The 16,352-nt window shown below is 33.8% G+C and carries 12 protein-coding genes, 1 tRNA gene and 1 pseudogene; 4 read left to right on the top strand and 10 right to left on the bottom strand.

All coding sequences use genetic code 11. The features are described 5' to 3' along the window. Positions 1-230 precede the first annotated feature (230 nt). The 4 genes from Q73A0000_RS03640 to Q73A0000_RS03625 form a co-directional block, all read right to left on the bottom strand. Positions 231-2,741 carry a copper-transporting P-type ATPase gene (locus tag Q73A0000_RS03640; protein WP_193812731.1) on the bottom strand — a complete coding sequence of 837 codons (2,511 nt, stop codon included), beginning with the start codon at positions 2,739-2,741 and terminating at the stop codon, positions 231-233. A 100-nt stretch (positions 2,742-2,841) separates the two neighbouring features. Then, on the bottom strand, positions 2,842-3,240 hold the full coding sequence (locus Q73A0000_RS03635) for an acyl-CoA thioesterase (protein ID WP_193812730.1): 399 nt from the start codon (positions 3,238-3,240) through the stop codon (positions 2,842-2,844). Positions 3,241-3,457: 217 nt separating this feature from the next. Next, positions 3,458-4,216 (bottom strand): peroxide stress protein YaaA, encoded by a 759-nt coding sequence (gene yaaA, locus Q73A0000_RS03630; RefSeq protein ID WP_193812729.1) that lies wholly within the window; start codon positions 4,214-4,216, stop codon positions 3,458-3,460. 88 nt (positions 4,217-4,304) lie between these two features. Next, positions 4,305-4,916, bottom strand: a complete 612-nt coding sequence (locus Q73A0000_RS03625; protein WP_193812728.1) for an L-threonylcarbamoyladenylate synthase — start codon at positions 4,914-4,916, stop codon at positions 4,305-4,307. A gap of 88 nt (positions 4,917-5,004) precedes the next feature. Here Q73A0000_RS03625 and Q73A0000_RS03620 point away from each other — a divergent pair. After that, positions 5,005-5,077 (top strand) — tRNA-Met (locus Q73A0000_RS03620). Positions 5,078-5,170: 93 nt separating this feature from the next. On the opposite strand, the pseudogene Q73A0000_RS03615 reads toward Q73A0000_RS03620, so the two are convergent. Together Q73A0000_RS03615 and Q73A0000_RS03610 are read right to left on the bottom strand one after the other, a co-directional pair. Then, positions 5,171-6,113: pseudogene (locus tag Q73A0000_RS03615) on the bottom strand (ISL3 family transposase). Positions 6,114-6,141: 28 nt separating this feature from the next. Then, entirely contained in the window at positions 6,142-6,495 is a 354-nt protein-coding gene (locus tag Q73A0000_RS03610; RefSeq protein WP_193811563.1) for a transposase, read from the bottom strand. A 197-nt stretch (positions 6,496-6,692) separates the two neighbouring features. Here Q73A0000_RS03610 and sbcD point away from each other — a divergent pair, with 197 nt between their 5' ends. From sbcD to Q73A0000_RS03595, 3 genes are all read left to right on the top strand, one after another. Next, entirely contained in the window at positions 6,693-7,904 is a 1,212-nt protein-coding gene (sbcD, locus tag Q73A0000_RS03605; RefSeq protein ID WP_193812727.1) for an exonuclease SbcCD subunit D, read from the top strand. Then, positions 7,901-10,933: an AAA family ATPase gene (locus Q73A0000_RS03600; RefSeq protein ID WP_193812726.1), complete on the top strand. Its 3,033-nt coding sequence runs from the start codon at positions 7,901-7,903 to the stop codon at positions 10,931-10,933. Before sbcD ends, Q73A0000_RS03600 begins: the two co-directional genes overlap by 4 nt. 63 nt (positions 10,934-10,996) lie before the next feature. Then, positions 10,997-11,347: a hypothetical protein gene (locus Q73A0000_RS03595; protein WP_193812725.1), complete on the top strand. Its 351-nt coding sequence runs from the start codon at positions 10,997-10,999 to the stop codon at positions 11,345-11,347. An 80-nt stretch (positions 11,348-11,427) separates the two neighbouring features. Here the strand turns inward: Q73A0000_RS03595 and Q73A0000_RS03590 are convergent, their stop codons facing one another. The 4 genes from Q73A0000_RS03590 to typA all read right to left on the bottom strand — a co-directional run bounded on the left by Q73A0000_RS03590 (position 11,428) and on the right by typA (position 16,067). After that, positions 11,428-13,011 carry a glycoside hydrolase family 10 protein gene (locus Q73A0000_RS03590; RefSeq protein WP_193812724.1) on the bottom strand — a complete coding sequence of 528 codons (1,584 nt, stop codon included), beginning with the start codon at positions 13,009-13,011 and terminating at the stop codon, positions 11,428-11,430. A 212-nt stretch (positions 13,012-13,223) separates the two neighbouring features. Further along, complete coding sequence (locus Q73A0000_RS03585; RefSeq protein WP_193812723.1) at positions 13,224-13,592, bottom strand: type II toxin-antitoxin system HigA family antitoxin; 369 nt, start codon at positions 13,590-13,592, stop codon at positions 13,224-13,226. A 10-nt stretch (positions 13,593-13,602) separates the two neighbouring features. Beyond that, the gene (locus Q73A0000_RS03580; RefSeq protein ID WP_193812722.1) at positions 13,603-13,899 is read right to left on the bottom strand and encodes a type II toxin-antitoxin system HigB family toxin; all 297 of its coding nucleotides are present in this window, start codon (positions 13,897-13,899) and stop codon (positions 13,603-13,605) included. Between the two features lie 359 nt (positions 13,900-14,258). Then, on the bottom strand, positions 14,259-16,067 hold the full coding sequence (gene typA / locus Q73A0000_RS03570) for a translational GTPase TypA (protein ID WP_193812720.1): 1,809 nt from the start codon (positions 16,065-16,067) through the stop codon (positions 14,259-14,261). Positions 16,068-16,352 lie beyond the last annotated feature (285 nt).

Raw genomic sequence — 16,352 nt, 5'->3', positions numbered from 1 at the left:
ATTCAACCTCAAAGCCGCAAAAGTTTACTGTAAAATTTAACCATTAAGATTTTGGTTAAGAAGCTAAGTTCATTAAGATTTCCTACGGAAATTGCCGTGCGCCAAACTTTTGTGAACTTTGCATTTAACTAAAAAACTAATGTGACTAATGTGTTAAATGTATTTAGCCGCGAATAAACTTTGTGACTTTGTGGTTAAAAGTTCATTGTTGAAATTTGTGGTTTAAGAGATTACTTGATTTTCAAATCAACTCCATTTAATCGCAACGAATTTAGAATCACCGAAACTGAACTAAAACTCATCGCTGCAGCTGCAATCATCGGACTCATCAGAATTCCGAAAATAGGGTAAAGCAATCCTGCTGCAACTGGTATTCCCAAGGTATTATAGAGAAATGCGAAGAATAGATTTTCTCTAATATTCTTCAATAATTTCTCACTTAAAATTTTTGCTTTTGCAACACCTAAAATATCACCTTTTAGCAAAGTAATTTGCGCACTTTCAATGGCAACATCGGTTCCGGTTCCCATCGCAATTCCTACGTTAGATTGTGCTAAGGCCGGAGCGTCATTAATTCCATCTCCAGTCATGGCAACTATTTTTCCTTCGGCTTGAAGTCTTTTTATTTCTGCTAATTTATCCTGTGGCAAGCAATTCGCAAAGTATTTTTCAATACCCAATTCCTGGGCAACGGCTTTCGCAGTATGTTCATTATCGCCAGTCATCATAATAACTTCAACATTATTTTCTTGTAAATACTGAATGGCACGTTTCGAACTTTCTTTAATATTATCTGAAAAACTAAGGATTCCTAAAACCTGATTTCCTTTGGCTAAGAAAGAAATTGTTTTTGCTTTATCTTCATTTTCGGTTATTTTCTGTTTTAAAGAATCTGGAATTTCAATGTTAAATTGTTTTAAAAGAGAATTATTCCCAAGTAAAACTGTTTCACCATCAATTATTCCTTTTACCCCTTTTCCGGAAATGTTTTCAAAATTTTCTATTTTTTCAAAATCGTGATTTTCTTTTTTAAATTCAGTTAAAACGGCATTTGAAAGTGGATGTTCTGAATTTTGATTTAAAGAAGCTGCTAATTTTAAAACCAAAGTTTTGTCAACATTATCAGAAGGAATCACTTCATCCAATTTTGGTTTCCCCTCAGTTAAAGTTCCTGTCTTGTCGGTAATTAGAACGTTTACTTTATGCATTTGTTCAAGTGCTTCAGCATTCTTAATGAGGATTCCATTTTTAGCACCTTTCGCAATTCCGACCGTTAAAGACATCGGTGTTGCTAATCCTAAAGCACACGGACAAGCCACAATTAAAACAGCTACAGCATTTACCAAAGCATAAATTAAGGCATTCTCTCCACCAAAAATTCGCCATAAAATAAAGGTCAAAACTGAAATTCCAATTACGGTAGGAACGAATATTTTAGAAATTTTATCTGCTAATTTCTGAATGGGTGCTTTACTTCTGGTCGCATCATTTACCATTTTAATAATTTGAGAAAGCAAGGTTTCGTCACCTACTTTTTCCGCTTTCATTAAAAAGGTTCCGTTCCCATTAATCGTTCCGGAAGTCACCTTCATTCCTGAGCTTTTCTCCATCGGAATTGGTTCGCCCGTAATCATGCTTTCGTCAACCGTAGAATTTCCCTCCGTAATTTTTCCGTCAACTGGAATTTTTTCTCCTGGTTTCACTCTCAAGAAATTACCGATTTTAACTTCAGAAAGCGGAACTTTCTTTTCGATATTATTAATAATGAGATTAGCTTCATCGGGTGAAAGGTTCATTAACTCTTCAATCGCTTTTCCTGTTTTTTGGTGCGCCCTAGCTTCAAGCATTTGACCCATGATCACCAAAGTTAAAATCACGCAAACCGATTCAAAATAAAGCGGTGTTTTTCCTTCATGAGAAATTTCGTGGGGTAATATTTCAGGAAAGAATAATGCCAATAAACTGAAAAAGAAAGCTGCAAATGCACCTAAAGCAATTAGCGAGAACATATTGAGGTTCCAGGTTTTAAAGGAAATAAATCCTCTTTTTAAAATAAACCAACCTGCATAAAAGATCACTGGAACTGAAAGTGCTAATTCTAAAAACCCCTGAACTTTATTTGAAAAAGGAAATTTAAACCACATTCCGCCCATTGATAAAATGAAAACCGGAATGGTAAAAATTAAGGAAATCAGAAATTTATTCCTTAACAATTTATACGTGTCATCATCGGAAGCTTTTTCTCCTTTCTCCGGAATTTTAACCAAATCCATTCCGCAAACCGGACAGCCTACATTAGAATCATAAACTTTGTCGCCTTCACAAAACATCGGGCAATAATATTTCCCAGCATTACTTTCTTGGTCGATGACCGGTGCTATTTTTTCTTTGTGATGATGGTGAGTTGAAGCATCCACCAAATTTTGTGTGATTTTTTCGAGATGCATGTGACAAACTGGACAGCCAACATCAGACGCATAAGTCTTATCGCTTTCACAAAACATAGGACAAAAATACTCGCCAATTTTTTCTTCGAAACTTTCCGGTAAATTGGTTTTTGAAAAAGTCTGAGGTTTGTTCTGATAATCGGCTCTTTCCTCGATTGGAACAAGAAACATATTACAAGTTGGACAACGCTTCCCGGGAGTAAAATAGACTTTTTCGCCTTCACATTCCATTGGACAATAATATACAGAACTCGGGGAAATCCGCTCAGATGGAGGGATGTTGGTATTGGACATTTTTGTTGATTTATTTAATAGAAATGAAATTCATCCTATTCTTTGTTAAACCGTGATCGGGATTTTATCCCACTATATTGAGCAATAAGGTGGTCACTTTTTATTCTCCCTGACTTTTCAAACGGTCAGCGATAAATTCAATTTTTGTTTTTCCGTGTCGGGTTGGTTTTCCATCCAGATTTACGCCAACAAATATAATTTTATCAATGGTAATAATCGTTTGACGCGTCATCATATTTCGAACTTCACATGTCAAAGTGATAGAAGTATTTCCGAAATCTGTGGCTTCAATTCCTATTTCAATGATATCTCCCTGTTTGGCAGAACTGATAAAATTAATTTCCGAAATATATTTGGTTACGCAACGTGGTGTTTCCAATTGTACAATCGCATAAAGCGCGGCTTCTTCGTCAATCCACTGTAATAATCTGCCTCCAAAAAGGGTGTGATTGGGATTTAAATCTTCTGGTTTGATCCATTTTCTGGTATGATAGTTCATCTTTTTATTTTTAATTTAATACTTATTTAAACACAAAGGACGCAAAGAAGTTTGACAAAAATGCTTCTGAAATTACGGTCGCAATGGCGCTTCGCTTAGCAAAGAGAAATTTCACTCCCATTTTATTTCTGAAAGAAATCTTAATGAATTAAATTTCTTAACTAATTCTTAATGGTTATTTTAGAACGGTACTATTTCCAGCACTATTTAATTCATCTTATCTTGTAAAAACAAGTTTTGTTTCTGTGGAAAGTTCTTCAGCAATCCGATAATTTTCAAGGTTAAATCCTTTCACATCTTCTAAAGTTTTTGCATCGTTCAATGCACAATATCGAGTAACTAAACCTCTTGCATGTTTAGTATAAACCACTATTGTTTTTAGTTTTCCATCTTTATAATCATAGAAATCGAAATCGATAATTGGTGCTTCTAATTTGGTTTTATCAATGACTTTAAAATATTCTTTACTGGCTAAATTCAGTACGATATCTTTTGATTTTAATTCGCTGTTGAGTTGTTCAGTGACTTTATCTTTCCAGAATTCGTAGAGGTTTTTATACTGATCGAATTTAAATTTTCTTCCCATTTCTAAACGGTAAAGCATTACTTTATCTGAAGGTTTTAGCAATCCATATAAACCGGAAAGCATACGGTAATTTTTCTGAAGATATTTCACTGCATTTTCATCCAATGATTTTGCATCTAAACCACGATACACTTCGCCACTAAAAGCCATCATTGCTGGAGCAGATTCTTTTGAAGAAGGTTTTGCTTTCCAGTTTTGATTTCTTTCCCAGTTTTCATCGGCCAATTTTGGCGAGATCTCCATAAGTTCTGATAAATATTGGGGAGATTTATGTTTTAAAGTAGATTGTATAAAGTCGGCTTCCTCAATAAAATGTGGTTGGGTTGGTTTTAAAAATTCACTTGAATTATCAATATTCATGAGTTTTGCCGGTGATGATATGATTTTCATTGATGAGATACTTAAAAATTTGTTTTGAAATTAATACTTGAAAAGGAGCGAGATCTGTTTCGTTATTGATGAAGAGATACAAATAGAATTAAAGAATGCCTTTACCCTGACGAAGAATTTCCGGTTCGCCACTGGTTAAATCCACAATGGTAGAAGCGACGTTATCGCCATAACCGCAGTCGATGACAATATCCACCAGGTTATCGTATTTCTCGGCAATCAATTCGGGATCGGTGGAGTATTCGATGACTTCATCATCATCTTTAATCGACGTGGACGCAATTGGATGTCCTAATTTCTCGACAATCATTTGCGGAATAATATGATCAGGAACGCGAATTCCGACCGTCTTATTTCCTTTGTAGGCGAGTGGTAAACTTTTGTTGGCTTCTAAAATAAAAGTAAAAGGTCCGGGAATATTATTCTTCAAATATCTGAAAGTACTGGTGTCAATCGGTCGTGAAAATTCGGACAGATGACTTAAATCGTTACAGATGATTGAAAAGTGGGCTTTATCTAACTTGATTTTTTTGATTTGTGCGAGTTTTTCCATTGCTCGGATATCAAAAATATTGCAACCCAACGCATAAACCGTATCGGAAGGGTAAATAATTATTCCACCATTTTTTAACGTGCGAACGACCTCGTCCAGGAGGTTTTCTTGTGGATTGTCCGGATAAATTTTTAGAATTTTTGCCATATACAAATTTACTAAAAATAGATGAATAAAGATTTTTTATAAAAAATTTGGAAGTTTAGATAATAGTTGTATATTTGCACCACAATAACGCGGGGTAGAGCAGTAGGTAGCTCGTCGGGCTCATAACCCGGAGGTCGCACGTTCGAGTCGTGTCTCCGCTACTAAGTAAAGAGAATCATTTTAATGGTTCTCTTTTTTTGTGCGTGTTGGTGAAGGTTTTTGGGGATTATTGGATCAAGCACAAAACTTGGGGACTACGCAAAAAGTTTAGATAATCTGAACAAGAAAAATGTTTTGTCTTTTACACCTCGAAGTTGTAATCTGAAGTTTTTTATTTTCGCATTAAAAGATTCTGCAGAAGCATTTGTGCTTCTCTGATCAAAATAATTGAGAATATCATTGTAATGATTCATAATGGTTTTCATGAGTACTGAAAATGATTTAAAGCCCGATTCTTCTACCTTTTTGAACCAATGTGCTAATTTGAGCATTGCGACGGACTTTTGAATATTTTGATTGTAAATTTTTCTCAGCCCATCAGATAAATGATAGGCTTTTTCTAAGTCGGGATAGTGCGAGAATAATATGTCCGCTCTTTGGTTTTGGCTTGGTGTCCACTTTTCTTTGGTTTTGTAGAGTAAATATCGGCTCCTTGCCAAGAGTTGCTTTCTGGTATCACCATTTTCAAAAACTTCAATTTCCGGCTTCTTCTTTCTCTTTTGCCTCGGTTAGTAAAGTGTTTTCCAAATCAATGGCTTCCCATCGATGTTGTATTCTGAGGTTCTGCAATGCTTCTGTGGCGAGCTTTTGAACATGAAAGCGGTCAATAACCTGCACGGCATTGGGGAAACATCTTTTAGCAATGAGTTTCATTGAACCTGCCATATCGAGTGTGATCTCTTTAACTTTCTGTCGGAGTTTTCTACTGATTTTCAGAATTTGTTCAATGACTTTATCACTCTGAGTTCCTTTAATAATGGCTACGATACTTCCTTTTCTGCCCTTTGCTTTTTTGGAGGTAAGAACAGTGTACAATTCCCCGTCAGAAAGAGCGACTTCATCTAAAGAAAGCTGGTCAGAGAGGTTTTCAGAATATAAGATCCAGTCTGCAGCATGTTCTTTCTGATCCCAATCTTTAAAGTCGCTAATGCTTTTTTTATATTGTCGTTGAAATTTTCTTCCATTCACGCCATACATTTCTGCGATGGTTTTACAAGGAAGTGCTTTAGTATCGGCTGATTTTTTTTAAGAACTCTGCAAAATCCTGTGTCATGCGAGTTCCTTTAGCGATGAGATTCCAATCTCTTTGAATAATGTCTCCCGATTTCACATCTGTCCATCTTCGGCGTTTGATATGGAGTTTTACAGACTTTCCACGCAGCGGAAAATCATCTACCGTTATTTCGGGCAGAAAACCCTTTGATTGCAAAGTAAGGGACGTAAATTCTTTGGGAATCGTATTTTTTTCTTCAAAATAAAGATGCACAACTTTATTTATTTCTTCAAATTTCACAATTTCAAAATGATCAATTAAAAATTCAGGTAGTAAAAATTTGAGAACTTCTGTTTCGTTTAACATCTAACAAAATTATCAAATTTATTCTTTCTCCCCAAGTTTTGAGATTGATCCGGATTATTATATAATCCTAATTATAGAATACAGTTAAATTTTGAAATAAAGGTATTAATTGTTGTATTTGATTTGTATATCATCAAATCCGAAAATCCTAAATCTGCAAGTCATTACATTTTGAAATTCTTCCTTACATTTGATTCATGAAAATTATGCATACCGCCGATTGGCATTTGGGTAAACGATTGGACCGCTTTTCACGTCTGGAAGAGCAGGTTTTAGTATTGAATGAAATTATTGAAATTGCGGATCAACAGAACGTAGATTTGGTTCTGGTTGCCGGTGATTTGTTTGATAATTTTAATCCAGGTGTCGACGCGATTGAACTTTTTTATAAAACTTTAAAACGGTTATCATTAAATGGTAAACGTCCTGTTATCGCGATTTCCGGAAATCATGATTCTCCCAGTTTAATCGATGCTCCGGATCCTTTGGCGCGTGAATGTGGCATTATTCTCATTGGACATCCGAATGCTAAAGTCCATCCTTTCGAACTTGAAAATTTTAGAATATCCAATTCTACAAATGGTTTCCTGGAATTAGAACTGAAAAGTTTTGATTTCCCAGTCCGTATTTTGCATACTCCTTACGCTACTGAAGTTCGGTTAAAAGAATATTTTGGTGAAAATAAAGAAGATGCACTCAACCAAGTTTTAGCTGGAAATTGGGCAACGATTGCAGATGAATTTTGTGATGAAAAAGGAGTTAATCTTTTGATGGCTCATTTATATATGAATAAAAAAGGGTCAGCGATTTTGGAAGAACCAGACGGCGAAAAACCGATAAAAATAGGTAATGCTGATTTGATTTTTTCAGAGACGATTCCGCCGCAAATTCAATATACCGCTTTGGGACATCTCCACGGTTTTCAAAATATTGGAACTAAGGAGAAACCGGTCGTTTATTCCTCGTCGCCGTTGTGCTACAGTTTTAGTGAAGCCGGACAGACGAAATATGTTTCCATTATCGACGCTGAGCCGAATAAAGAAGTTTCATTTGATAAAATTGCTTTAAAAAATGGAAAACCTTTGTTTAGAAAAACTTTTGATTCAGTTGAAAAAACAATTGATTGGCTGACTGAAAATCCAGATTCTCTGGTTGAATTAACTTTGGAAAGTGAAACCTTTTTGAAAGCGGAAGAACGCAAACTCATTTATCAGTCGCATGGCGGAATTGTTCATTTGATTCCTAAAGTTAAAAATCAGGAGTTTACTGAAAATCAGGTGCACGAAATTAATCTCGATCAAGATATTCAGTCTTTGTTTAAAGATTATTTTAAATCTAAAAACAGCGGTCAACAGCCTAACGAAGACCTTCTTAATTTATTTAATGAAATTTTAAATGCTAATTCATGATTCCAATTCAACTCACGCTCGAAGGTTTATATTCTTATCAGGAAAGACAAACAATCGATTTTAAAAGTCTTACGGAAGCAGGTCTTTTTGGGATTTTCGGATCAGTCGGTTCAGGAAAGTCATCGATTTTGGAGGCGATTACTTTTGCTTTATATGGCGAAACAGAACGTCTGCATTCGAGAGATAAACGGGCGTATAATATGATGAATTTGAAATCAAACCGTTTTTTTATTGAATTTGATTTCTACAATTTTGAAAATAAAAAATTTCGTGCAATAAGAGAGTTTGAACGAAATTCTAAAAACTTTGAAGATGTGAAACCGTACGATGTTACTTTCTATGAGTGGAAAGAAAATCGTTGGGAACCTTTGCCACACGTAAATACAAAAGAAATAATTAATCTTACGTACGAAAATTTTAAACGCACGATTATTATTCCACAAGGTCAGTTCAAAGAGTTTCTGGAGTTAAAAGCGACGGATCGGACCAATATGATGAAAGAGATTTTCAACCTATCTAAATTTGATCTTCAGGGAAATGTTTCTACTTTAAATGCGAAAAATAAATCTGATCTTGATCAACTGGAAGGTCAGTTGAAAGGTTTTGAAGAAATCAATGAAGAACAAATTTCGGTTCAGAAAGAAAATTTGATTTTACAGCAGAAAAAATTTGAGAAAGTAAAAAATGAATTCAGTCAAATTGAGAAAAAATACCAGCTTCAAAAAAACCTTAAAATAGATTTTGAACTGTTAAATCAAAAGCAGGAAAGCTTTAAAAAACTTTCGCTTGAAAAAACGGATATTGATTTATTAGAGAAACAAACGGAGCGGTTTGATCAAGTTTTCAGATTGTTTAATCCTTTAATTAGCGAGAAAAATAAACTTCAAAAAGAAATTGAATTCAAGAAAAAAGAGCAGAAAAATCAAGGTGAAATTTTAGCAGAAACAGAAGCGAAATTTAATTTGTTAAAAAAAGATATTGAAGCGATTTTGCCTCAATATGAAGTTTTGGATCAATCTAAAATTCAGGAAAATGATTTGAGTTTGCTGCTTCAAATGTTGCAGTTTTCAGATGAAATTAAAATTCTGAAAGAGCGAACTGAAAAAGGTTCTGAAAAAGTAAAAGAAGTTACTGAAAATCAAAAAGTATTTAAAGAGAAAATTGAAGTTCTGGTAAAAAATTCAGAGTTTTTGAAATCTCAAAGATTAGATGCTCAATTATTATTGAATGTCGGTAACTGGTTTTCTAAAAAGAAAAATTTAGCAGAAACGCTTCAAATTCAAAATAAAAAAATTACCGATTTTAAATTAGAGATCGAGAAAGTTTTAGAAGAACTGAAACCTTTTAATATCAATCTAGAAAGTTTTAAAAATGATTTTGAATTAAAGAATGAAACTTTGGAAATTCAGAAAAAATTACTATCAGAAAAGAGGAATCACTTGCAGGTTCAGCAACAATTATCACATTTTTCGACTGAACTTCATGACGGAGAATCTTGTCCGCTTTGTGGTGCTTTGGAACATCCAAATGTGGTTGAATTTGAAGATGTACAAATTGAATTGGCGACCACTTTAAAGCAAATTGAAGAAGTTGAAAATCAGCAGAAAGAGATTCAAAAAAGCATGTCTGAAATCGAAAAGATTCTGGACAGAAAAAAGTTCTTTGAAAGTCAATTGAAAGCCGAAGAAGAAACTTTTAATCAATTAAACACTGAAGTTGAAAATCATCAAAGTCACTTTAGGTGGAAAGAATTTAATTCAGAAAAAGAAAATGATTTTGAACTGAAAAGAAACCAATCTTTTGACCTCGAAAAACAGATTGAAGAAGTAAGTAAAACAATTTCTCAGGAACAGAATAACCTGGAAAAAGAGCGTGAAAGTTTGGAGAAATTTAATAAAGCTTTAGAAGATTTTAAATTAAAGGAAAAGGAAGTTGAGACGAAATTTCAAACCAATCAGTCTAATTTAAAGAACTTATCGTGGGCAAATTTTCAGGGAAAATCTTTTGAAGAAGTAGAAGAAAGTTATCAGAACTTATCCAAATCAAATTTGAAAACTGAGCAAGATTATCAATCTTTAATGAAGCAGGAAAAAGAGCTTTCACCGAAATTCGCCGAGCAGAAAACAATTTCTGAGCAATTGGGAAAACGAATTTCTGAACTTGAAAAAGAGATTTCAGAAAATGGAACTGTTTTAATTCAATATTTAGAAGCACATCAATTCAATGATTTAAAGGAAGTTGAAACGATTTTAGGTCAAGAAATCAATGTTCAAAATAATAGAAATCAGGTTCAGAAATTTAAGATTGATTTTGAAACTTTAAAAAATGGAGTGGACGAATTAGCTTTAAAACTAAAAGATTTCTCTTTTGATGAAGCTCAGTTTGCTGCGTTGGAAACTCAATTTAAATCGGGCGAAAATGATTTAAAAATCGCCAATGATAATGTCGTAAAACTCGCTTCTGAAATCGACAGACTTGAAAAAGAATTTAAGAAAAAAGAAGAACTTTTAAAAGAATTATCAAAACTTCAAAAGCGTGCAGATCATTTGAAAACGATGACCAATCTCTTTAAAGGAGCTGGTTTTGTGCAATATGTTTCTTCGATTTATTTGCGTCAATTGTGTGATCATGCGAATATTCGTTTTCACCGAATGACTCGAAATCAACTGAGTCTTCAATTGAATGAAAATAATGATTTTGAAATTGTAGATTTTCTAAATGAAGGCCGAAGTAGAAGTGTGAAAACTTTGTCCGGTGGTCAAGCTTTTCAGGTTTCTTTAAGTCTGGCTTTGGCTTTGGCAGAAAGCGTTCAGTCGAATGCACAAGCGGAAAAGAATTTCTTTTTTATCGATGAAGGTTTCGGAACTCAGGATTTGGAATCGGTAAATGTCGTTTTTGAAACCTTGACCAATTTGCAAAAAGAAAATAGAATTGTCGGAATTATTTCCCACGTCGAAGAACTGAAAGAGAAGATGCCGATTTCGCTAAATGTTATTAAAGATGAAGAGAGAGGAAGTTTGATTACATAGAATTAAAGAATAACTTCAGAAATCAGTTTAAAATAGTTTCTTATTTTTATAAAAAATTGCAGCGTGAAAAAACTTTTATTTCTTATTTTGATAGGTGTTTCTTGTAATATCGCTGCACAAAAATGGTCATGTGGTAAACTGATCAATTTCTTGCAGAGAAACATTCCTAACCCTGATCGAGTAGAAACACTTAATTCTAATACTTTGGTTAAAGTTGAATTTTTCCTCTCTATCGAAAGTGGTTACGTAATTGCGTACTTCAAAAAAAAAAGCTCGGACAAAATTAAAAACGCAAAAATTTATTTTTGGATTACGCGAGATGGTTGGGATGAGTTTAAGTTAGATGGAATGCAGAATGGTTATGATAAAGCTTTTTCGACCTATATTGAAAAATATAAGTACGATTGTGAATAACTAAAAACAAATCGTTCAAACTTCTTTAATCTTATAGTTTCATAATTTATCTGCAACCTTGGATTAATAACTTTATGCAATTATAATTTCTTAGCCTCGTAGTCACTTTCGTTCCCTAAACGGTCCACCGATTTTATTGCAATTGTATTCAATTTTTTACCATTTTTAGTTAAAGGTAAATTCTTAGAAACAGTATCTTTTTCTAAAATTTGAGTTTCCCAAGTGTCGCCATTTTTCACATATAAAATCCATTGAAAAACATTTTTATCATCTGTCGAATTCCATTTTACGTTGATTGAATTACCGTTGTTGTCAACAAAAAGATTTGGCTTATTTAAAGCTTTTGATTTAATCCAAGGAGATGTAGGAATCAAGGCTTGTGTTTGATAGGCATTTTTCACCGCGTTGTACATCGCAGGACTTTTCGATAATCCGTCGACGCTGTAATGAATCGTTCCCGCTCCGTTTTTCAACAGAGATCTTGTCGTGTTAATTTGACTCACAATTTCTGTCGGACGATCCGAAACTCCGTTTAAACCAATGGTATTTAGGCCTGGATAAAGATGACGTTTCTGCGTGTTTTCACTTTCCCACCATTTCAATAAGGCAGGGAAACTTTGCGGACCGTCGTTTTTCCAGTAGAGTTGGGGTGAGAAATAATCCAGCCAACCTTGGTTCAACCATAATTTGGCATCGGCGTATAATTCATCGTATTGTGAAGAACCTTTAATTCCTTCCGGAAATCCAGGTTTCCAAATTCCAAACGGACTAATTCCAAATTGGACGTAACTTTTTTCAGCTTTTATTTCATCGTGAATTCTTTTGATAAATTTATTCACGTTAGCTCTTCTCCAATCAGCTCTGGAAAGGTTTCCACCTGAATTCTGATAAATATTCCAGGTTCTGTTATCCGGGAAATCTTTACCTCCATTATATTCTCTGTAAGGATAAAAATAATCATCAATATGAATCGCATCAATATCATATCTTTTTACTAAATCCTTAATCACTTTTGAAGTATGATCCTGTACTTTTTCATCAGATGGATCCATCCAATACATTCCGTTCTTAAGTTTAATGATTTGATCCGGCATTTTTTTAACCAAAGATTCACTCGTAATCGGTCCACCCGTGGTGTGATGAGCGCGGTACGGATTTAACCAAACATGCAATTCCATTCCTCTTTTATGAGCTTCAGCAATCCAAAATTCTAATGGATCATAAAAAGGAGTAGGAGCTTTGCCAATTGAGCCGGTCAAGAAATAAGACCAAGGTTCTAAATCACTTTTGTATAAGGCATCTCCAGACGGACGAGCTTGAAAAATCACCGCGTTGAAATTGGCGTCTTTCAACAGGTCTAAAATTTTAATCGCCTCGTCTTTTTGTTGTTGAGTCGTTAAATTATTTTTTGAAGGCCAGTTGATATTTGCTACCGTTGCAATCCAGGCAGCCCGAAATTCCCGATTGACTTCTGGTAAAGCCAATTTTTCCGTGGGTTTTTGATTATCAGCTTTTGGCTTTTGTGGTTCAGTCTTTGGGATTTGCTGAGTTACTTTTGGTTTGTTGCCGGTAGATTTTGAAATCGGTTTTTTAGTCGAACAAGAGGAAATGAAAAGTAGAAAGATAAGTACTATCGCGGATGCTTTCGCAAATGAATATTTCATAAATTGATTTTGAGAAAAATTAATAACGGTCTTACTTTATTTTAATTGCAATTTCTATATTCGTCGTAATTTTAATAAAGCTAAAAATAATAGTGGCAAATATATAAAAAGCAATATGATTAAGTCTTTAGATTGAATGTCAAAAAAAAACTTTAAAGTATTTTAACTTTAAAGTTCTAAATTTGTTTCTTTATTATGAAAGTCTGAGTATGTCAGTTTTTAATTGGATAGTTTTTAATTAAAAGAGAGGCAGATAGATTTAGTTTTTCCTGTAAATTTCTAATCATGTCAAGTGTTAGTCTTTTTTTACGGTTCAAGACTTCTGAAGTTTTACTTTTTGAGCCGATGATTTCAACCATGTCTTTTTGTTTTAAATCCATTTCTTCCATACGGATTCTAATGGCTTCAATTGGATCAGGTGCTTCGATTGGGTAATGTTCGTTCTCAAAATTATCAATAATTAAAGATAAAATTTCAGCTTCATCACCATCTGGTGTATTTTCTTTTGCATCAAAAATTTCTTCTAATCTTTCTAATGCTTCGAAATAATGTTGTTCTGTTTTTATCGGTTTTATTTTCATTGTGTTAAAATTAAATTTCGTTCGCATCTACTTTATCATATTCGGAATGTGTTCCAATAAATCTAATAAACGCCCATTCTCTTTCGTAATTAAACTTTACTACCAATCGGTAAGAATTTCCTTTAATATTAAAAACTACTCGGTTATTTTTCAAAATACTTGCATTGGCAAAATTTTGTTTAACATCCTTTGGTGATTTCCAAGAATTAGTTTTTACAATATCAAACCAAGTTTTCAAATATTGTTCTGCATCAGGATGTTCTTCCCAAAACTCTTTTAAAGTTCGCTTTGCAATTATTCTTTTCATATTACAGTACAAATATATAAAAAGTTCCCGGATTAGGAACTTTTAAGATTATTTTTTTATCTGAACCATATCTTTATTTCATTTTTTAAATCTTCTTCAGAAATGGTTTCATTATTATCGGATTCTTTGATTCTAATTTCTAAATTCTCAATAAAAATTAATCGTTCAATTAATTCGTCAATTCTTATTTCATCAGGAAATGTTTCAATATGTTTCAGCAATTCTTCTTTAGTAATATTTATGACTTTAAATTGTAGATATCTAAGTTAGAAAAATAAAAACAAAGAGTTCCAAAAATTAATTTGGAACTCTTTTATAAATGTGGCTAAAGCCAATATATTTAGAACAGGATCTAAGGATTACCCTTTTGCACCTCTTTCAATACGTTTTCTTTCGTTTTCTGAAAGTACTTTTTTACGCATTCTGATGAAGTTAGGAGTTACCTCAATCGCTTCATCACTTTGGATGTATTCCATACATTCTTCCAGAGAGAATAATTGTTTTGGAGCGATGTTTCCGTCTTTATCTTTTCCAGAAGCACGCATGTTGTTCAATTGTTTTGCTTCAACAATATTTACAACCATATCTACCGGTTTGTTTTGCTCACCGATCACCATACCTTCATAAATTTCCTCACCCGGATCAACAAAAAACTTACCTCTATCTTGTAATTTTGCAATTGAATATTCAGTTGCTGGACCTTGAGTTTTACTAATCAAAACACCAACTAATCTTCCTGGAATAGAACCTTTGTAAGGTTTGTATTCGCTGAAACGGTGTGCCATAATTGCTTCACCTGCAGTTGCTGTTAACATTTGAGAACGCAATCCGATTAATCCTCTTGAAGGAATTTCGAATTCCATGTGTTGCATTTCACCTTTCGTTTCCATGATGTGCAAGTCACCTTTTCTTTGAGTCGCTAAGTCGATTACTTTAGATGCATATTCGTCTGGTACATCAACAACCATTGATTCATAAGGCTCACATTTAACACCGTCAATTTCTTTGATGATTACTTGTGGCTGACCAATTGTCATTTCATAACCTTCTCTTCTCATCGTTTCGATCAAAACAGAAAGGTGAAGAATACCTCTACCGAATACCAAGAAAGTGTTGGCATCTTCTGTAGGTTCCACTTTAAGTGCTAAGTTTTTCTCTAACTCTTTCATCAACCTTTCTTTCAGGTGATTAGAAGTTACATATTTACCATCTTTTCCAAAGAAAGGAGAGTTGTTGATCGAGAACGTCATGTTCAAAGTCGGCTCATCGATTGCAGTTCTTGGCAATGGTTCTGGATTTTCCAGATCTACGAATGAATCTCCAATCTGGAATTTATCAAAACCTACAATTGCACAGATATCTCCGGCTTGTACTTCCTGAACTTTTTTCTTTCCTAAACCTTCGAAAACGTAAAGTTCTTTTACTTTTCCTCTGATAATTTTTCCGTCTTCCTGAGCTAAACCGATTGTTTGACCTTCTTTAATAGAATTTCTTCTGATTTTCCCGATAGCAATTCTACCTAAGAAAGAAGAGAAATCTAATGAAGTAATTTGCATTTGCAAGCTTCCTTCGAAAGTTTCCGGTTCTGGAACATATTGAATAATACCATCTAATAATGGAGTAATATCTGCAGCTTTTTCTAAACTTGTGTTGAACCAACCTTCTTTAGATGAACCGTAGAATGTTGGGAAATCCAATTGCTCTTCAGTAGCTTCTAAGTTAAAGAACAAATCGAAAACTTTGTCATGAACTTCGTCAGGACGACAGTTTGGTTTGTCTACTTTATTAATAACCACGATTGGCTTAAGACCTAATTCTAATGCTTTATGCAATACGAAACGAGTCTGAGGCATTGGTCCTTCAAAAGCATCTACTAAAAGTACAACTCCATCAGCCATTTTCAAAACTCTTTCTACTTCACCACCGAAATCGGCGTGACCAGGCGTATCAATTACATTGATTTTTGTGCCTTTGTACATTACCGAGATATTCTTCGATAAAATAGTGATTCCTCTCTCACGCTCCAAATCATTGTTGTCCATGATTAAGTCACCTGTCTCTACCTGATTTTCTCTGGCAACAGTGGTTGCGTGGATGATTTTATCAACCAAAGTAGTCTTACCGTGGTCAACGTGCGCAATAATTGCGATATTTCTAATGTTTTGCATATTCGTTTTTTGACGGTGCAAAAGTAATCTTTTTTCGTCAATTTCTAATATAAGTTGTTTAATTTAATAAATTTTTATGTTAAAATTTATAGAAAGTTTAAATAAAGAAAGATTTGAAGGTAAGAATAAGGCTTTAAAATGACTTTAAAATGGGAAGTGCTACTCAATCAGACCGTTATTTCTTCGGAAATATTATATTATTTAATATTCATTTTTTTTTAAGTCAGGAATTTTCTTATTTATTGAAGTACATCTAGAAATAATTGGAGTAGGAAGTTGAAAGTT

The organism is Kaistella flava (ex Peng et al. 2021) (assembly GCF_015191005.1).
GTDB classification, from domain to species: domain Bacteria; phylum Bacteroidota; class Bacteroidia; order Flavobacteriales; family Weeksellaceae; genus Kaistella; species Kaistella flava.
This window is presented reverse-complemented; position numbering and strand designations above follow the sequence as displayed.